This is a genomic window from Qipengyuania intermedia, from assembly GCF_019711615.1.
In the GTDB taxonomy this organism is placed as follows: Bacteria; Pseudomonadota; Alphaproteobacteria; order Sphingomonadales; family Sphingomonadaceae; genus Qipengyuania; species Qipengyuania intermedia.
Genome location: NZ_JAIGNS010000003.1, coordinates 95,975 through 112,978, shown reverse-complemented (window position 1 = coordinate 112,978; position 17,004 = coordinate 95,975). Strand labels below are relative to the sequence as shown.

Genomic DNA, 17,004 nt, shown 5'->3' with positions numbered 1-17,004 from the left:
AGTGCCCAATCAGGGAAAGAGGATTGCATGAGTTTCAAGGGTCTTAGCCCGATCGTCTATGGTGGACGCGAAGTGTGGCCGCTTATCGAAGGCGGCAAGGGCGTCTCCGCGACCAACCACGCAAGCTCCGGGGCCTGGGCGGCAGCCGGGGGCATTGGTACGGTCAGCGCCGTGAATGCGGACAGCTATGACGAGGACGGCAACCCGATCCCGCAGGTCTATCCGCAGGCAACCCGTGTGGAGCGCTTCGAACAGCTTGTGCGCTACGCCATCGACGGGGCGACCGAGCAGGTGAACCGCGCTTACGAGATTTCCGAAGGCCGCGGCGCGATCAACATCAACGTCCTGTGGGAACAGGGCGGGGCGCAGCAGGTGCTCGAAGGCGTGCTGGAAAATTGCGCCGACAAGATCACCGGCGTCACCTGCGGCGCAGGCATGCCCTACAAGCTGGCCGAGATCGCCCAGCGCTATAACGTCCACTACCTGCCGATCGTCTCTTCCGCCCGGGCGTTCCGCGCCTTGTGGAAGCGCAGCTATTCCAAGGTTCCTGACCTGCTCGCCGCCGTGGTTTACGAGGATCCGTGGCTGGCCGGCGGCCACAATGGCCTCTCCAATGCGGAAGACCCGACCAAGCCGGAAGACCCCTATCCGCGCGTGAAGGCACTGCGCGAAACGATGCGCGCGGAAGGTGTCTCCGAAGATACGGCAATCGTCATGGCGGGCGGCGTCTGGTTCCTGCGCGAATGGAACGACTGGATCGACAATCCGGAACTGGGCAAGATCGCCTTCCAGTTCGGCACGCGCCCGCTGCTGACCGAAGAAAGCCCGATCCCGCAGGTCTGGAAGGACATGCTACGCACGGTCGAGCCGGGCGACGTCCTGCTGCACAAGTTCAGCCCGACCGGTTTCTATTCGAGCGCGGTGAAAACGCCCTTCCTCTACGATCTCATGCACCGTTCGGAGCGCCAGATACCGATCTTCAAGCGCGACGAGGAAGAGGGCACGATCCCGCTGTCGGATCACGGCAAGGCGAAGTACTATTTCGTCCACCCCGGCGACCAGCGCAAGGCGCAGGCGTGGATGCACGAAGGCTTTACCGAAGCGCTCAAGACCCCGGATGACACCGTCGTCTTCGTGACGCCCGAAAGCGCGGAGCAGATCCGTGCCGACCAGCAGGGCTGCATGGGCTGCCTGTCGCACTGCCAGTTCTCGAGCTGGAAGGATCACGACAACCACACGACCGGCCGCCTCGCCGACCCCCGCAGCTTCTGCATCCAGAAAACCCTGCAGGACATCGCCCATGGCGGAGATCCGGACGAGAACCTCGCCTTCGCGGGTCACGCTGCCTACCGTTTCAAGCAGGATCCGTTCTATTCGAACAACTTCACCCCCACGGTGAAGGAACTGGTCGAACGGATTTTGACGGGGGACTGAGGCTCTTGTGGCACTACGGATTTCATTCGATCCCCCGGTCGACGACGGTTTCGACGATGACCGGTGTCGGGTAATTGTCGATACTGGTTCATTCCGCGGTGAAACACGTTTCCGGAACCGGTCGCCGCTGGAGCTCAGTAAACTAGCCGAAGAACTCCGCAGGTTTCCGATCTCGGACGCAGTTCAATTTCAAGCCTTCGACGGCTTGTTGAAAATTCGTCTAGAACCAAGGGACGAGCTAGGTCACTTGAGAATGCAGATTTGGCTGGCTGAAGAGATTGACTGCAACAGCGTGTCGATCGACGCGAGTGTCACGCATTCCGAGTTGCAGAGATTTGAAACCGAACTCTCGAATTTAATCTCGAAAGACTGCGGTTCCGCCACCCTTTGAGCCTTAGCGCCAGAGCTGCATCGACCTTATGGCATCGGGCATCTTGCCGTCCGTATCGGGCCGCGAGATGGTGCGTTCGACGATCCGCCATTTGCGGCGCACCTTGCCCTTCTGCCACAGGTCCATGAGCCATGTTTCGCCCGACCAGTCATGGTCGCCCATCGTCGCGTCGAGCCTCATGCGGGTGGCGAAAACCGCGATGTTGCCATGGCGGCGGACGTAGACTTCGTCGAAACGATAGCCGTTGCAGCGAAAGCGCGTTGTCGCCGCCTCCAGCCAGCTTGCGCGGTCGAGGATCGCGGGGCTGTTCGATCCGAGCAGGAAGATGAAGTCCTTCGACGCGAGCGCCTTCATCACGTTGCGGTCGCGTTGGGCCCAGGCGCGCATCCACTGGTGTTCGAGCGCTTCGATCTGACTTGAAAATTCATCCATGTCGACAAGCGATTAGAGGCCCTGACCGACAATGCAATGCCGCTGTTCGAAGCGGGTGTGCAGCAACCCTTTTCCTACTCGTCCGATTTGTGCTCGGTCTACCGGGATGCCTTGCCGCAACCCTGAGCATTTTCCCGGCAGCTTTACGGTGTCTGAGGATATCCGTGCGGCACAATTGCAGCGGGCGAGGTGTCACCCTACCGCCGGTGAAGAAAAGCTTAGGGAATCGAGTGGCTTACCAGGCAAATCGGAAGGCGACACACTGTCGCCTTCGTCACCTTCGGTGTCAGAACCCGCTCAGCACCTGGTCGGGTGGACGGTGGCCGTCGGCCCACATGCGGATATTGGCGATCACCTTGATGCCCGATTCCTCGCGGCCTTCGCGCGTTGCGCTGCCGATGTGGGGCAGGGTCATGACATTGGGGTGCCGGATCAGCCGCTCATCCACATTGGGTTCGTCGGGATAGACGTCGAGACCTGCGCCGGCGAGCTGGCCGCTCTCCAACGCGGCGATCAGCGCCTCGTAATCGACGAGGTCGCCGCGCGCGGTGTTGATGAGGCTCGCACCCTCCTTCATCAGGCTCAGCCTGCGCGCGTCGATCATGTGGCGGTTTTCGGCATCGGCGGGGCAGTGCAGGGTGAGGATGTCCGCTTCGGCCACCAGCTCGTCGAGGCTTTCGACATAGCGGGCGCCGAACATGCGCTCGACCGCTTCGGGGAGACGCTTGCGATTGTGATAGATGACCTCCAGCCCGAACGCCCGTGCCCTGTGCGCCACGGCCTGGCCGATCCGTCCCATTCCGACGATGCCGAGAGTCTTTCCGCCCAGCTTGCGGCCGAGCATGGCAGTGGGTGCCCATCCGGTCCACTTGCCGCTCCGGATAAGCTCCACACCCTCGCGGATGCGCCGCGGTACGCCGATGATCCCGGCCAGGGTCAGGTCGGCCGTATCGTCGGTGAACACGCCGGGTGTGTTGGTGACGAAGATGCCTTTTTTCGCCGCCGCCTTGAGATCGATATGTTCGGTCCCGGCACCGAAATTCGCGATGAGGCCGAGGTCGCTTCCCGCAGCCTCGATCATTGCGGAATCGATCCGGTCGGTGACGGTGGGAACCAGCACGTCGCAGTCCTGCATGGCCGAGACGAGCGCATCGCGGTCCATCGGGTGATCATCGGTGTTGAGGCGCGCATCGAACAGTTCGGACATGCGCTGTTCCACCGCTTTGGCGAGATGGCGCGTCACCGTGACCCGGGGCGTCCTGTCCAGGCGTTTTTCCGGTCGGTCGAATGAAGTGTCGTGCTCGCTCATGTTGTTCACATCGCTACGCTTACGTGCGGGAAACGGTCAAGCGATGCTTGAAGCAAAACCCTCGCCATTCTACAGCTATCGCCATGTCGCGAGCGTCGCTTCTTATCCTGCTTGTCTCCATGGTGGCCTTCGCGTCGCCCGCCTCTGCGCAGGATCGCGATGTCCCCTACTGGGCGAGCATCCGCGCCACCGAACTCAATATGAGGGTGGGGCCAAGTGCGGACTACAAGATCGCGTGGGTCTACCGGCGGCAAGGCCTGCCGGTAAAAGTCCTGCGCATCATGGAAGGATGGCGCCTGATCGAGGATCCCGACGGAGTGCGTGGATGGGTCGTCTCGCGCCTGCTGAAGCCCGAAAGGTCCGCGATCGTCGTGGGCGAGGGCGAGGGGGCCATTCTTGCCGATCCGGAAACCGGCGGCGCGGTCAAATGGCGGGTCGAGCCGGGCGTTGTCGGAACGCTGGGCGATTGCGACGAAGGCTGGTGCGAGTTCGCCGTGGGGAACCGGGCGGGATATATCGAGCAAGCCCGGCTCTGGGGTGCGGGCGAGCCCTGATTACTCGGCGGTTCGGGGCTCGGCTTCGATCCGCGTCACCGATTTCGCAGCGCCCTGATCGTAGCAGGCTTCCGGTTCGCTTCCTTCGGGGTCATAGCAAAGCTGCGTTCCCTCCAGCCGCCAGCTACCGCTCTCGACCGGGTTTCCGTCCGCGTCCGTGTCGAGGTAGGTGCCATCGGCATTCAGGGCGTGCCGGATGGTTGAGCCATCGGCCAGGGTCGCCTCATAGGTCCCCGCGATCTGCTCGGGAGAGGGAGGTTGCTGCGCTGGCTCGGGCTCGCTCCGCTCTTGATTGCACGCTGCAAGCAGGAGCACGGCAGCGACCGGAAGGCAGGAGGCGCGTCGGCCCCTCCTGCGATCCCGTCCGCTATCGAGCGTCACTTCAGGCCAGTTCGACCGCAACGGCAGTCGCCTCGCCGCCGCCGATGCACAGCGATGCGACGCCGCGCTTCTTGCCCTGCTGCTTCAGCGCATTGAGCAAGGTCACGATGATCCGCGTGCCGCTCGCACCGATGGGGTGGCCGAGTGCCGTGCCGCCGCCATTGACGTTGATCTTGTCGTGCGGGATGCCGATGTCGCGCATGGCGAACATCGCAACGCAGGCGAAGGCTTCGTTCACTTCCCACAGGTCGACATCGTCGGCCGACCACCCGGCCTTTTCGAGAACCTTGTTGATCGCGCCGACCGGAGCGACCGTGAATTCGGAAGGCTCCTGCGCATGGGCGGCCATCGCGACGATCTTGGCGACCGGAGTCTGGCCGTTAGCCGAGGCCACGCTCTCGCGGGTCAGGACCACGGCGGCTGCACCGTCCGAGATGGAAGAGGACGTCGCGGCGGTGATCGTACCGTCCTTCGCGAAGGCAGGGCGCAACTGCGGGATCTTGTCGGGGCGGCCCTTGCCGGGCTGTTCGTCGTGTTCGACGGTGACTTCGCCCTTGCGGGTGGAGAAAGTGACGGGGACCACTTCGTCGGCAAAGGCGCCGCCGTCGATAGCTGCATTGGCGCGGCGGAGCGATTCGATGGAATATTCGTCCATCTGCTCGCGGGTCAGCTGGTAATCGTTGGCAGTGTCCTGCGCGAAGGTACCCATCGCGCGGCCTTCCTCATAGGCATCTTCGAGCCCGTCGAGGAACATGTGGTCATAGGTCGTGTCATGGCCGAGGCGCGCGCCCGAGCGGTGCTTCTTGAGGAGATAAGGCGCATTGGTCATGCTCTCCATGCCGCCTGCGACGACGTAGTCCACCGTGCCGCTGGCGAGCGCTTCGGCGCCCATGATGACCGTCTGCATGCCGCTGCCGCAGACTTTGTTGACGGTGGTTGCCTGTACGGATTTGGGAAGACCCGCCTTGATCGAGGCCTGGCGGGCAGGGGCCTGCCCAAGACCTGCGGGAAGGACGCAGCCCATGTAGGTCCGGTCGAACTTGTCGGCTGCGACGCCCGAACGTTCTACGGCTGCCTTGACTGCCGTCGCTCCGAGATCGGTTGCGGATACGTCGGCAAGGGCGCCCTGCATGCCGCCCATCGGGGTGCGGGCGTAGGAAAGAATTACGACGGGATCGTTTGCGCTGAACTGGGTCATGCTTGTGCTGGTCCTCTGGTTCTGGAATATCTTGTCGCCGAGATAGGATAGGCGTCGCTGCGGCGCAACACAGACCAAGGGAGAATATCATGGCTGATGAGCGACTGAACCGGATGGAGGAAGTCCTTCGCAAGCAGCGCGCGGCCCATCACCAGATGCGGCCCGAGCCCATGGCGTTGCGCAAGGATCGTATCGAGCGATCGATCAAGTTGCTGAAAGATCACGCCGACGACCTGTGTAAGGTCATGAGCGCAGACTTCGGCAATCGCTCGCCGCAGCAGTCGATGATGACCGACATCGTCGGCACCATCAATTTCGGCAAATACTGCCTGAAACGCATGGATGGCTGGGCAAAGCCCGACAAGCGCCACGTGCAATTCCCGCTCGGCCTGCTCGGGGCCAAGGCCGAGGTGCGCTACGAACCCAAGGGGGTGGTCGGCATCCTCAGCCCGTGGAATTTCCCGGTCAACCTGACTTTCGGACCGGTGATGCAGATTTTCGCAGCCGGAAACCGGGCGATGATCAAGCCGAGCGAGTTCACCGAGAAGACCAGCTTGATGATGAAGGAACTGGTCGAGGAATATTTCACCGAGGATGAATGCGCCGTTTTCACCGGCGGCCCGGAAATCGCGGCAGCCTTCTCCGAAATGCCGTTCGACCACCTTGTCTTTACCGGTTCGACCGCAACCGGCCGCAAGGTCATGGAGGCGGCCTCCAAGAACCTGGTCCCGGTTACCCTCGAACTGGGTGGCAAGAGCCCCGTGTTCATGGGCGAGAGCGCCGATTTCGCAAAAGCTGGCGAACGCATCGCGATGGGCAAGATGATGAATGCCGGCCAGATCTGCCTGGCGCCGGATTATCTCTACGTTCCAGAAAGCAAGCAGGACGAGGCGATCCACGGGGTCTGGCAGGGCACGGCGAACATGTATCCCACGCTGCTCGACAACGAGGATTATGCCAGTGTCGTCACCGACCGCCACTTCGACCGCCTGCAGGGCTTAGTCGCCGACGCGCGCGACAAGGGCGCCGAGGTGATCGAGGTCAATCCGGGTAATGAGGATTTCTCGAACACCAACAGCCGCAAGATGCCTCTGACGATCCTCAAGAACGTGACCGAGGACATGAAAGCGATGCAGGAGGAAATCTTCGGGCCGGTCCTGCCGGTGAAGACCTATCGCCACATGGACGAGGCGATCGAATATGTGAACGAGCGCGACCGTCCGCTGGGCCTTTATTATTTCGGGCAGGATTCCGACGAGCAGTCGAAGGTCCTGACGAAGACGATAAGCGGCGGCGTCACGGTCAACGACGTGATCTTCCACGTTTCGATGGACGATCTGCCATTCGGCGGGGTCGGTCCCTCCGGCATGGGAAGCTATCACGGTATCGAGGGCTTCCGCGAATTCAGCCATGCTCGCAGCGTCTACACGCAGCCGAAGATCGACGTTGCCAAGCTGGCCGGTTTCAAGCCGCCATATGGCGATGCCACACGCAAGGCGATCGACAAGATGATGAAGTGATCGGCGCGTTCCGGTGGACCGCTGGCCCTGTCGGCCGTCGGTGCGCCGGACGATAGCTCTGCGCCCGGACCCTTGTCCGCAACAGGGGCTATGTGCATCCGTTGCAACCATGCTTACGGGAATTGCGCCTTTCGCACCCTTGCACCTGTCACGCGAGGGGCCTAGAGGCGTGCCCGAACCAAGCCCCGCTTAGGAATCATTCGTGGTCGACCTCGAACAATATCTACCGATCCTGATCTTCCTCTTCATCGCAGTCGTCCTGTCGACTGCCTTCGTGTTTCTGCCGATGGGCGTATCCCGCCTTACCGGCGCGCACGCGCCCGATGCGGAGAAGCTCAGCGAATACGAGTGCGGATTTCCCGCATTCGACGATGCCCGCAGCCAGTTCGACGTTCGCTTCTATCTGGTGGCGATCTCGTTCCTGCTGTTCGACCTCGAGGCCTCGTTCCTGTTCCCGTGGGCTGTCAGCCTCGACATCACCGGATGGACGGGCTGGATATCGATGGTGATTTTCCTTCTCATTCTGGCGATCGGCCTCGCTTACGAATGGAAGATGGGCGCACTGGATTGGGACTGATATGAGCCAGCAAATTACCTCCAGCCCGCACGGGCGCGACGCCCTGCTGCAGCCGACGGCTCAGCCGGGTGACGTGCGCCAGCCCGACCAAGACTATTTCAACGCGCTTCAGACGGAAGTGAACGACAAGGGTTTCCTCGTCACCAGCACCGAGGACCTGTTCCAGTGGGCGCGTACGGGTTCGCTGTGGTGGATGACTTTCGGCCTCGCATGCTGCGCGGTCGAGATGATCCACGTGAACATGCCGCGTTACGATATGGAACGTTTTGGCGTCGCTCCGCGCGCATCGCCCCGTCAGTCCGATGTGATGATTGTCGCAGGCACGCTCTGCAACAAGATGGCGCCTGCGCTGCGCAAGGTTTACGACCAGATGTCGGAACCGAAATACGTTATCTCGATGGGCAGCTGCGCCAATGGCGGCGGTTACTATCACTATAGCTACAGCGTAGTTCGCGGCTGCGATCGTATTGTGCCGGTCGACATCTATGTGCCTGGCTGCCCTCCGACCGCCGAGGCGCTGCTTTACGGCGTGATGCAGCTGCAGCGTAAGATCCGCCGCGTCGGCACGATCCAGAGGTAAGGGCGAAGACATGGCAACGCTTCATTCCGCACCCCGCTTCACACTGATCGACGGACTCAAGGGCAGCATTTCGTCTGCCCTCGGCGATCATCTCGTCGAGGCTCATGAAGAGCATGGCGAACTGCTCTTCCACGTCCAGCGTGGCAGCATCGAGACCGTGCTGCGCACCCTGCGCGACGATTTCGAATACCAGCAGCTGATGGAAATCGCCGGTGTCGATTACCCGAGCCGTGATGAACGGTTCGAAGTGGTCTACATGCTTCTTTCGGTGACCACCAACAATCGCATCATGGTCAAGTGCCGCGCATCGGAAGATACGCCGGTTCCGACTGTGACCACGCTCTGGCCCAATGCGGGCTGGCTCGAGCGCGAAGTGTTCGACATGTACGGCGTGCTGTTCGACGGAAACACCGACCTGCGCCGCATCCTGACCGACTACGGCTTCGAAGGTCACCCCTTCCGCAAGGATTTCCCGCTCACTGGCTATGTCGAGCTGCGGTATTCCGAAGACGAAAAACGCGTCGTCTACGAACCCGTGAAGCTGGCACAGGACCTGCGCCAGTTCGACTTCATGAGCCCGTGGGAAGGCGCGGATTACGTCCTTCCGGGCGACGAAAAGGCGGATATGCCGCCGATCGACGATCCCAAGACCACCGAAAGCCCCAAGCAGACGGGTGCCGGTGCGAAGGCCGATGAAAAGGCCGCCGAGAAGGTCAGCGCGGACGCGCCGGCCGAAAAGGACGGTGGACCGGATGCACCGCCGCCGGAACCGACGGAAGATCAGCCGAAGCGCAAGAAGCGGGTCGGCAAGACGACCGATACCGCCAAGGCCACCAAGCCGAAGAAGGGCGCCGATTGATGCGCTCGGTCTTCCTTCCTTTTACCGCGCTTGCGCTGGTGGCATGCTCGTCCGAGCCTGCGCCGCAAGAGAGTGCGGATGACTTTGCCAGCCGTATCAACGGCGGAGAGCAGGGTGCGACTGCGCCTGTCGATGCCTCTGCGCCAAATGTCGCTGCAGAAGCCCCACCGGTAGGTGCCAATGTCACGCAGCTCGAACAGCTTCGCGATATCGCCAATGTCGATATGGGTCCGCGCGATGGCGGCTGCACCTTCATGGACGGCAATCGCGAACTCGTCATGGCAAGCGCGCTCAAGGAACCGACTTTGCCGGGCAAGGCCGTGATCCGTGTGGGAGGCGGCCTGACGCTGCTCGATACACCGCCCGGCGGTCTAAACACGATCAAGGCGGGCGCCACTTTCTCGGGTGAGGGCGTGACCGTTCAGGTTGCACCGCAGGCTGGCGATGCGGCTTCGCGTCCCGCCAACCTCACCGTCAGCGCTGCCGACGGCAGCACCGCCACCTACTCCGGCAAGTGGATTTGCGCATGAGTACCGGTTTCCAACTCGAAGAATCGCCGACCACCGGTGACGAGACGATCACCAATTACACGATCAACTTCGGGCCACAGCACCCTGCGGCCCACGGCGTGCTGCGCATGGTCATGGAGCTCGACGGCGAGATCATCGAACGCATCGACCCGCACGTCGGCCTGCTGCACCGCGGCACCGAGAAGCTGATCGAGCACAAGACCTACCTGCAGGCGCTGCCGTATTTCGACCGGCTCGACTACTGTTCGCCGCTGGCGCAGGAATACAGCTACGTCCTCGCGATCGAGAAGCTGCTGAATGTCGAGGTGCCCGAGCGTGCACAGTACATCCGCGTGCTGTTCGCCGAGCTGACCCGCATCTGCAACCACATGCTCAACATCGGCGCGCACGTCATGGACGTCGGCGCGATGACGCCGAACCTGTGGGTGTTCGAACTGCGCGAAGACTGCATGAACTTTTTCGAGCGCATGAGCGGCGCGCGCATGCACCACGCCTACCTGCGCCCGGGCGGTGTCCATCAGGACGTGCCGGAAAAGCTGCTCGTCGACATCGGGGAATGGATCGACACGCGCCTGCCCGAACTGTTCGGCGATGCGATGAGCCTCGTGCTCGACAACCGCATCTTCAAGCAGCGCAACGTCGATATCGCCGTTGTGAGCAAGGAAGACGCGCTGGCCTGGGGCTTCTCCGGCCCGATGATCCGCGCCGCGGGTATCCCGTGGGATTTGCGCAAGTCGCAGCCTTACGACGTCTATGACCGGATGGAGTTCGACATTCCCGTCGGCACCAATTCTGACTGCTACGACCGCTTCGTGGTGCGCGTGAAGGAAGTTTACGAAAGCGCGAAGATCATCAAGCAGTGCCTGCGCGATATGCCGACCGGCCCCATCGCCAGCAACGACCGCAAGGTTTCGCCGCCCAAGCGCGCCGAAATGAAGCAGTCGATGGAAGCGCTGATCCACCACTTCAAGCTCTATACCGAGGGCTTCCACGTGCCCGCCGGCGAAGTCTATGTCGCCACCGAAAGCCCCAAGGGCGAATTCGGCGTCTACCTCGTCAGCGACGGCTCGAACAAACCCTATCGCTGCAAGATCCGCCCGACGGCCTTCAGCCACCTGCAAGCAATGGATTTCATGAGCAAGGGCCACATGCTGCCCGATGCCACCGCCATCCTCGGCGCCATCGACGTCGTGTTCGGGGAGTGTGACCGGTGAGAAGCTTCGTGTTTTCTTTGTTATCGTTGACGCAAATCCTTGTTGGAGTTGGGCTTACGCTCCTCACACTTTCCGCCCTGGGCTACCGAGAAATGATGCAGCCCACGATAGCGGTTTGCATCGCAATCGGACTCGTGACCCTCATCCGTTTTTTCGCTCAACACCGATTGGCTAAACAAAATGGCTGACCGTTCCCCCGCACCCGATACTCCCGAGCTGCGCGAACGCTGGGGTGCTTTCGAGTTCAACGAAAGCTACCGTGCACGCGCGGACAAGGCGATTGCGCGCTATCCCGAGGGGCGTCAGCGCTCTGCCGTGATGCCGCTTCTCGACCTTGCCCAGCGTCAGGTCGGTGAGGAAACGAACACGCAGGGCTGGCTGCCGCTGCCGGTGATCGAATATGTCGCCGACTATCTCGACATGCCGGTCATCCGAGTGCTCGAAGTCGCCAGCTTCTACTTCATGTACAACATGAAGCCGGTGGGTAAGTACCACGTGCAGGTCTGCGGCACGACGCCCTGCATGCTGCGCGGTTCGGACGGCCTGTTCGAAACCTGCAAGAAGCGCGGCATGAAGAAGGGCCACGTGTCGGAAGATGGCCTCTGGACGCTCACTGAAGTCGAATGCATGGGCAATTGCGCCACCGCGCCGATGGTCCAGATCAACGACGACAATTACGAAGACCTCACGCCCGAACGCCTCGACACCATCCTCGACGCGCTGGCCAAGGGCGAGCAGCCCAAGGCTGGCACGCAGGAGCCGGGGCGTCACACCAGCGAACCGGCCAATGCGCTGAGCTCGCTCGAAGCGATGGTCGACGAAAACCACGATTACCGGAGTGAATGGTCATGAGCGCCGACTGGCTCACCATCATCCTCGCGCTGGTCGCGATCGTGGTCGCTTGGAAGGTATTCAAGGGCGTCGTGAAGACGATTGCCCTGGTCGTGATCCTGATCGCGGCTGCCATTTTCGTATTCGGAGGTCTCGCCTGATGCTCGCCGACAAGGATCGCATCTTTACCAACCTCTACGGCTTCCAGGATTGGGGCCTCAAGGCGGCGCAGCAGCGCGGCGACTGGGATGATACCAAGTCTCTGATCGCGCGCGGGCATGACAATATCATCGAGGAAGTAAAGGCCTCGGGCCTTCGCGGGCGCGGTGGTGCAGGCTTCCCGACCGGCCTCAAATGGTCGTTCATGCCGAAGGAATCGAAGGACGGACGTCCCAGCTTCCTCGTCATCAACGCCGACGAATCCGAACCCGGTTCCTGCAAGGACCGCGAGATAATCCGCCACGATCCGCACAAGCTGATCGAAGGTGCATTGGTCGCTGGTTACGCCATGCGGGCGAGGGCGGCCTATATCTACATTCGCGGCGAATACATCCGCGAGGCCGAGACGCTTCAGGCTGCCATCGACGAGGCCTATGACGCGGGCCTGATTGGCAAGAACGCTTCGAAGTCGGGTTATGATTTCGACGTTTTCTTGCACCGCGGTGCGGGCGCCTACATCTGCGGCGAAGAAACCGCGATGATCGAGAGCCTTGAAGGCAAGAAGGGCCAGCCCCGCCTCAAGCCGCCATTCCCGGCAGGCGCGGGCCTCTATGGTTGTCCGACCACGGTCAACAACGTGGAATCGATCGCCGTCGTCCCGACCATCCTGCGTCGCGGCGCGAGCTGGTTCGCAAGCTTCGGCCGCGAGAACAACAAGGGCACCAAGCTCTTCCAGATCAGCGGCCATGTGAACAAGCCCTGCGTGGTCGAGGAGGCGCTCTCCATCCCGTTCAGCGAGCTGATCGAGAAGCATTGCGGCGGCATCATCGGCGGCAAGGACAACCTCCTCGCCGTGATCCCGGGCGGTTCGTCGGTTCCGCTGGTCCCGGCAGAGCAGATCTGGGACGCGCCGATGGATTTCGACGGTCTGAAGGACCTCGGCTCGGGCCTCGGCACGGCCGGCGTCATCGTGATGGACAAGTCGACCGACATCGTCCGCGCGATTTCCCGCTTGAGCTATTTCTACAAGCACGAGAGCTGCGGCCAGTGCACACCTTGCCGCGAGGGCACGGGCTGGATGTGGCGCATGATGGAGCGCCTGCGCACTGGCGACGCGGCGATCGAGGAAATCGATATGCTGCAGCAGGTCACCAAGCAGGTCGAAGGCCACACCATCTGCGCGCTCGGCGATGCGGCGGCCTGGCCGATCCAGGGCCTCATTCGCCACTTCCGCCCCGAGCTCGAGCGCCGGATCGAAGAACACAACGCAAAGTTTGCCCCTGATACTCTGGAAGCAGCTGAATAATGCCCAAGGTCACAGTAGACGGACAGGAACTCGAAGTCCCCGAAGGCGCAACCGTCCTTCAGGCGTGCGAGCTTGCGGGCAAGGAAATCCCGCGTTTCTGCTATCACGAGCGGCTGAGCATTGCCGGCAACTGCCGCATGTGCCTCGTCGAAGTGAAGCCCGGACCGCCCAAGCCGCAGGCAAGCTGCGCGCTCCCGGCCACCGAAGGCCAGGAAATCCGCACCGATAGCGAGATGGTGAAGACCGCGCGCGAAGGCGTGATGGAGTTCCTGCTCATCAATCACCCGCTCGATTGCCCGATCTGCGACCAGGGCGGTGAATGCGACCTGCAGGACCAGTCGGTCGCGTACGGCCGCGGCGCGACGCGCTACGAAGAAAACAAGCGCGCCGTCACCGAGAAATACATGGGCCCGCTGATCAAGACGGTCATGACCCGCTGCATCCACTGCACCCGCTGCGTGCGCTTCAGCGAGGAAATCGCTGGCGTGGACGAAATCGGTGCGGTCGGTCGCGGCGAGGACATGGAGATTACGACCTATCTCGAGCAGGCGGCCGAGCATGAGCTGTCCGCCAACGTGATCGACCTCTGCCCGGTCGGCGCGCTCACGTCGCGCCCCTACGCGTTCGAAGCGCGTCCGTGGGAGCTCAAGAAGACGCTCAGCATCGACGTTTCCGATGCGGTCGGCGCGAATATCCGCCTCGACAGCCGCGGCCGCGAGGTCATGCGGGCCCTTCCGCGCGTCAATGATGCGGTCAACGAGGAATGGCTGTCCGACAAGGGCCGCTACATGGTCGACGGTCTATCCAAGCGCCGCCTAGACAAGGTCTTCATGCGCAAGCGGGGCAAGTTGCAGCCCGCTACCTGGGACGAGGCTTTCAAGGCCATCGCCAAGGCCAAGCCGGGCAAGTCCATTGCTGCCGTGGCCGGTGACATGGTCGATTGCGAAACCATGTTTGCCGCCAAGTCGCTGCTGAAAGCATGCGGTTCGAAGCTGATCGAAGGTCGCCAGACCGGCATGGATTACGACGTGTCGAACCTTGCGGCGGTCAATTTCAATTCGACTTTCGAAGGGCTGGAGCACGCCGGTGCAATCCTGATCGTCGGCAGCCACATCCGGTGGGAAGCCCCGTTGGTCAACGTTCGTATTCGCAAGGCCGTGAAGCGCGGCGCGAAGGTTTACGTCGTCGGACCTTATTGGGACACGACTTATCCCGCTGAATTCCTTGGTGAAGACCTTGGCGTTCTCAACAAGCTGCCGAAGGACGTTGCAGAGGCATTCAAGGACGCAGAACGTAGCGCGGTCATTGTCGGCGGCGGTGCGCTCAAGGGTGCGCATGGCAAGGCAATGGCGCTCGCCAGCGATTGGGGTGCGGACTTCAACGTCCTGCATTTCTCCGCCGCGCGCATGGGCGGCCTGATGCTCGGCTTCGCGCAGAAGGGCGGCATGGCGGACATCGTGAAGGCCAAGCCCAAGGTCCTCATCAGCCTCGGCGCTGACGAAATGGATTACGAGCCGTTCGCCGATACGCTGAAGGTCTACATCGGACACCATGGCGACAAGGGCGCGCATTCGGCCGACATCATCCTTCCGGCAGCGAGCTATGCCGAAAAGGATGGGACCTACGTCAACACCGAAGGCCGTGTGCAGTTTGCCGAGAAGGCCGTCTTCGCACCGGGTGACGCACGCGAGGACTGGACGATCCTGCGCGCGCTTGCCGATGCCCTCAAGGTGGAAGTCGGTTTCGACAACTTCGCTCAGCTGCAGTCCGCGATGATCGCCGAAGTCCCGGCTCTCGGCGAAGAAGGCCTGGCCGATTATGGCTCGCTTCCCAAGGCCGACGCCAAGGCAAAGGCGGAAGGCACCATGAGTGCCTACCCGATCAAGGATTTCTACCTCACCAACCCCATCGCGCGTGCCAGCGAAGTGATGCAGCGCTGCTCCAGCGAACTCCTGCATGGCGGCCAGCTTGCGGAGGCGGCAGAATGAGCGATCCTTTCACTCGCGTAGTGGCGCGTTTCACGCCGCACTTCCTGATCCTGTTTTTCGTTGCTGCTGTTGCCGCGACGATCGCTTCCGGCGGTCCGGTGATCGATAATGTCTTTTACGGCAGCTGGTTACTGGTCGCCGCCGCTGCCCTTGTGCGGTTCGATATTCACATGGAAGGTCGCAAATGACCGAGTTCTTCCAATCCCTCGGGATGAGTTATGAATGGGCGTGGGGCGTAGCCACCATCGCCGGCATCCTGCTCATCGCGCTGCCGCTGATGCTGGCAGTGGCCATGATCATCTACGTCGACCGCAAGGTCTGGGCGGCGATCAACCTGCGCCGCGGCCCCAATGTGGTCGGGCCATTCGGCCTGTTGCAGAGCTTTGCGGACGGTCTGAAGGTCTTCCTCCAGGAAACCATCATTCCAAGTGCGGCGAACAAGGGCATCTTCCTGCTCGCGCCTATCGTGACATTCACCGTCGCGTTGGCGGCTTGGGCGGTCATCCCCTTCGATGCGGGCATGGTGCTGGCCGATATCAATGTCGGACTGCTCTACATCCTCGCGGTAAGTTCGCTGTCGGTTTACGGCATCATCATGGCGGGTTGGGCTTCGAACTCGAAGTATCCATTCTTCTCGGCCATGCGCGCTTCGGCGCAGATGATCAGCTATGAAGTCTCGATCGGCTTCATCCTCGTCTGCGTCGTCCTGTTCGCAGGCACCTTCAACCTCAACGACATTGTGCGGGCGCAGGAAGGCTTCGGCCTCGGCATCGTGAACGCCTATGTCGTCCACCCCCTGATTTTCCCGATCTGGGTGATGTTCTTCATCTCCTGCCTCGCGGAAACGCAGCGTGTCCCGTTCGACCTTACCGAGGCGGAATCGGAACTCGTCGCCGGTTACCAGACCGAATACAGCTCGATGAGCTTCGCGCTCTTCTGGCTCGGTGAGTATGCGAACATCCTGCTGATGTGCATTCTCAACGCGCTGCTGTTCTTCGGTGGCTGGCTGCCGCCGCTCGATATCGACCTCATTCCGTGGTTCGACATCCCCGGCATCGTCTGGCTGCTGCTGAAGGCATTCTTCTTCTTCTTCATGTTCAGCTGGGTCATGGCGACCGTCCCGCGCTATCGCTACGACCAACTGATGCGCTTGGGCTGGAAGGTGTTTCTGCCGCTGAGCCTCGTTTTCGTCCTCGTCATTTCCGGTTACCTGATGGCGACCGGTCACTTCGGAGCCGCCGCATGAGCGTCGCCCATCTGATCAAGTCGTTCACCTTGTGGGAGTTCGTGAAGGCGCACGCCCTCACGCTGAAGTACTTCTTCAAGCCCAAGGTCACGATCAACTATCCGTTCGAGAAGAACCCGCTAAGCCCGCGTTTCCGCGGCGAGCATGCTCTGCGCCGCTATCCTAACGGGGAGGAGCGCTGCATCGCCTGCAAGCTGTGCGAAGCGGTCTGCCCGGCGCAGGCCATCACGATCGAGGCCGAACCGCGCGAAGACGGCAGCCGCCGTACCACGCGCTATGACATCGACATGACCAAGTGCATCTACTGCGGTTTCTGCCAGGAAGCCTGCCCGGTCGATGCCGTCGTCGAAGGTCCGAACTTCGAATACGCAACCGAAACCCGCGAGGAGCTGCTTTACGACAAGGCCAAGCTGCTCGCGAATGGTGACAAGTGGGAGCGGGCCATCGCCGCGAACCTTGAAGCCGACGCACCCTATCGCTAACCGCGCCGCAACC

General features: G+C 61.8%; 19 protein-coding genes. 15 read left to right on the top strand and 4 right to left on the bottom strand.

The window, feature by feature from the left end; translation table 11 throughout:
- Positions 1-27: 27 nt before the first annotated feature.
- Complete coding sequence (locus tag K3179_RS12385; protein WP_221565839.1) at positions 28-1,434, top strand: NAD(P)H-dependent flavin oxidoreductase; 1,407 nt, start codon at positions 28-30, stop codon at positions 1,432-1,434.
- 394 nt (positions 1,435-1,828) lie between these two features.
- Here K3179_RS12385 and K3179_RS12380 read toward each other — a convergent pair whose 3' ends face one another.
- Together K3179_RS12380 and K3179_RS12375 are read right to left on the bottom strand one after the other, a co-directional pair.
- The gene (locus K3179_RS12380; RefSeq protein ID WP_221565836.1) at positions 1,829-2,257 is read right to left on the bottom strand and encodes a nuclear transport factor 2 family protein; all 429 of its coding nucleotides are present in this window, start codon (positions 2,255-2,257) and stop codon (positions 1,829-1,831) included.
- Positions 2,258-2,543: 286 nt separating this feature from the next.
- Positions 2,544-3,566, bottom strand: a complete 1,023-nt coding sequence (locus K3179_RS12375) for a 2-hydroxyacid dehydrogenase (RefSeq protein WP_221565834.1) — start codon at positions 3,564-3,566, stop codon at positions 2,544-2,546.
- An 83-nt stretch (positions 3,567-3,649) separates the two neighbouring features.
- Between K3179_RS12375 and K3179_RS12370 the strand changes: the two genes are divergently transcribed.
- The gene (locus K3179_RS12370) at positions 3,650-4,120 is read left to right on the top strand and encodes an SH3 domain-containing protein (protein WP_221565832.1); all 471 of its coding nucleotides are present in this window, start codon (positions 3,650-3,652) and stop codon (positions 4,118-4,120) included.
- On the opposite strand, the gene K3179_RS12365 is transcribed toward K3179_RS12370, so the two are convergent.
- Entirely contained in the window at positions 4,121-4,522 is a 402-nt protein-coding gene (locus K3179_RS12365) for a hypothetical protein (RefSeq protein ID WP_221565830.1), read from the bottom strand.
- Entirely contained in the window at positions 4,503-5,699 is a 1,197-nt protein-coding gene (locus K3179_RS12360) for a thiolase family protein (RefSeq protein ID WP_221565827.1), read from the bottom strand. Before K3179_RS12360 ends, K3179_RS12365 begins: the two co-directional genes overlap by 20 nt.
- Before the next feature lie 89 nt (positions 5,700-5,788).
- Here K3179_RS12360 and K3179_RS12355 point away from each other — a divergent pair, with 89 nt between their 5' ends.
- From K3179_RS12355 to nuoI, 13 genes are all read left to right on the top strand, one after another.
- Positions 5,789-7,219 carry a coniferyl aldehyde dehydrogenase gene (locus K3179_RS12355; RefSeq protein ID WP_221565824.1) on the top strand — a complete coding sequence of 477 codons (1,431 nt, stop codon included), beginning with the start codon at positions 5,789-5,791 and terminating at the stop codon, positions 7,217-7,219.
- 202 nt (positions 7,220-7,421) lie between these two features.
- Positions 7,422-7,796, top strand: coding sequence for an NADH-quinone oxidoreductase subunit A (ndhC, locus tag K3179_RS12350; protein ID WP_090479351.1), 375 nt, complete (start codon positions 7,422-7,424; stop codon positions 7,794-7,796).
- Between the two features lies 1 nt (position 7,797).
- Complete coding sequence (locus K3179_RS12345; RefSeq protein WP_247713044.1) at positions 7,798-8,376, top strand: NuoB/complex I 20 kDa subunit family protein; 579 nt, start codon at positions 7,798-7,800, stop codon at positions 8,374-8,376.
- Between the two features lie 10 nt (positions 8,377-8,386).
- Positions 8,387-9,235, top strand: coding sequence for an NADH-quinone oxidoreductase subunit C (locus tag K3179_RS12340; protein WP_221565821.1), 849 nt, complete (start codon positions 8,387-8,389; stop codon positions 9,233-9,235).
- Entirely contained in the window at positions 9,235-9,765 is a 531-nt protein-coding gene (locus K3179_RS12335) for a hypothetical protein (RefSeq protein WP_221565818.1), read from the top strand. Before K3179_RS12340 ends, K3179_RS12335 begins: the two co-directional genes overlap by 1 nt.
- Complete coding sequence (locus K3179_RS12330; RefSeq protein ID WP_221565815.1) at positions 9,762-10,979, top strand: NADH-quinone oxidoreductase subunit D; 1,218 nt, start codon at positions 9,762-9,764, stop codon at positions 10,977-10,979. The genes K3179_RS12335 and K3179_RS12330 overlap by 4 nt, the downstream gene beginning before the upstream one ends.
- Before the next feature lie 180 nt (positions 10,980-11,159).
- The gene (locus K3179_RS12325; protein ID WP_221565812.1) at positions 11,160-11,831 is read left to right on the top strand and encodes a complex I 24 kDa subunit family protein; all 672 of its coding nucleotides are present in this window, start codon (positions 11,160-11,162) and stop codon (positions 11,829-11,831) included.
- The gene (locus K3179_RS12320) at positions 11,828-11,971 is read left to right on the top strand and encodes a hypothetical protein (protein WP_177201835.1); all 144 of its coding nucleotides are present in this window, start codon (positions 11,828-11,830) and stop codon (positions 11,969-11,971) included. Before K3179_RS12325 ends, K3179_RS12320 begins: the two co-directional genes overlap by 4 nt.
- Positions 11,971-13,275, top strand: coding sequence for an NADH-quinone oxidoreductase subunit NuoF (nuoF, locus tag K3179_RS12315; protein ID WP_090479338.1), 1,305 nt, complete (start codon positions 11,971-11,973; stop codon positions 13,273-13,275). Before K3179_RS12320 ends, nuoF begins: the two co-directional genes overlap by 1 nt.
- Positions 13,275-15,263, top strand: a complete 1,989-nt coding sequence (gene nuoG, locus K3179_RS12310; RefSeq protein ID WP_221565810.1) for an NADH-quinone oxidoreductase subunit NuoG — start codon at positions 13,275-13,277, stop codon at positions 15,261-15,263. Before nuoF ends, nuoG begins: the two co-directional genes overlap by 1 nt.
- A complete protein-coding gene (locus K3179_RS12305) occupies positions 15,260-15,451 on the top strand; it encodes a hypothetical protein (protein ID WP_221565807.1) in 192 nt (63 codons plus the stop codon). The genes nuoG and K3179_RS12305 overlap by 4 nt, the downstream gene beginning before the upstream one ends.
- Positions 15,448-16,509 (top strand): NADH-quinone oxidoreductase subunit NuoH, encoded by a 1,062-nt coding sequence (nuoH, locus tag K3179_RS12300; protein WP_221565804.1) that lies wholly within the window; start codon positions 15,448-15,450, stop codon positions 16,507-16,509. Before K3179_RS12305 ends, nuoH begins: the two co-directional genes overlap by 4 nt.
- Positions 16,506-16,991, top strand: coding sequence for an NADH-quinone oxidoreductase subunit NuoI (nuoI, locus tag K3179_RS12295; RefSeq protein ID WP_090479327.1), 486 nt, complete (start codon positions 16,506-16,508; stop codon positions 16,989-16,991). The genes nuoH and nuoI overlap by 4 nt, the downstream gene beginning before the upstream one ends.
- Positions 16,992-17,004 lie beyond the last annotated feature (13 nt).

Excerpts from the sequence above, each read along its gene's own strand:
- K3179_RS12385 (WP_221565839.1), top strand. The coding sequence starts at position 28 with ATGAGTTTCAAGGGTCTTAGCCCGATCGTCTATGGTGGACGCGAAGTG.
- K3179_RS12380 (WP_221565836.1), bottom strand. The coding sequence starts at position 2,257 with ATGGATGAATTTTCAAGTCAGATCGAAGCGCTCGAACACCAGTGGATG.
- K3179_RS12375 (WP_221565834.1), bottom strand. The coding sequence starts at position 3,566 with ATGAGCGAGCACGACACTTCATTCGACCGACCGGAAAAACGCCTGGAC.
- K3179_RS12370 (WP_221565832.1), top strand. The coding sequence starts at position 3,650 with ATGTCGCGAGCGTCGCTTCTTATCCTGCTTGTCTCCATGGTGGCCTTC.
- K3179_RS12360 (WP_221565827.1), bottom strand. The coding sequence starts at position 5,699 with ATGACCCAGTTCAGCGCAAACGATCCCGTCGTAATTCTTTCCTACGCC.
- K3179_RS12355 (WP_221565824.1), top strand. The coding sequence starts at position 5,789 with ATGGCTGATGAGCGACTGAACCGGATGGAGGAAGTCCTTCGCAAGCAG.
- K3179_RS12345 (WP_247713044.1), top strand. The coding sequence starts at position 7,798 with ATGAGCCAGCAAATTACCTCCAGCCCGCACGGGCGCGACGCCCTGCTG.
- K3179_RS12340 (WP_221565821.1), top strand. The coding sequence starts at position 8,387 with ATGGCAACGCTTCATTCCGCACCCCGCTTCACACTGATCGACGGACTC.
- K3179_RS12335 (WP_221565818.1), top strand. The coding sequence starts at position 9,235 with ATGCGCTCGGTCTTCCTTCCTTTTACCGCGCTTGCGCTGGTGGCATGC.
- K3179_RS12330 (WP_221565815.1), top strand. The coding sequence starts at position 9,762 with ATGAGTACCGGTTTCCAACTCGAAGAATCGCCGACCACCGGTGACGAG.
- K3179_RS12325 (WP_221565812.1), top strand. The coding sequence starts at position 11,160 with ATGGCTGACCGTTCCCCCGCACCCGATACTCCCGAGCTGCGCGAACGC.
- K3179_RS12320 (WP_177201835.1), top strand. The coding sequence starts at position 11,828 with ATGAGCGCCGACTGGCTCACCATCATCCTCGCGCTGGTCGCGATCGTG.
- nuoF (WP_090479338.1), top strand. The coding sequence starts at position 11,971 with ATGCTCGCCGACAAGGATCGCATCTTTACCAACCTCTACGGCTTCCAG.
- nuoG (WP_221565810.1), top strand. The coding sequence starts at position 13,275 with ATGCCCAAGGTCACAGTAGACGGACAGGAACTCGAAGTCCCCGAAGGC.
- K3179_RS12305 (WP_221565807.1), top strand. The coding sequence starts at position 15,260 with ATGAGCGATCCTTTCACTCGCGTAGTGGCGCGTTTCACGCCGCACTTC.
- nuoH (WP_221565804.1), top strand. The coding sequence starts at position 15,448 with ATGACCGAGTTCTTCCAATCCCTCGGGATGAGTTATGAATGGGCGTGG.
- nuoI (WP_090479327.1), top strand. The coding sequence starts at position 16,506 with ATGAGCGTCGCCCATCTGATCAAGTCGTTCACCTTGTGGGAGTTCGTG.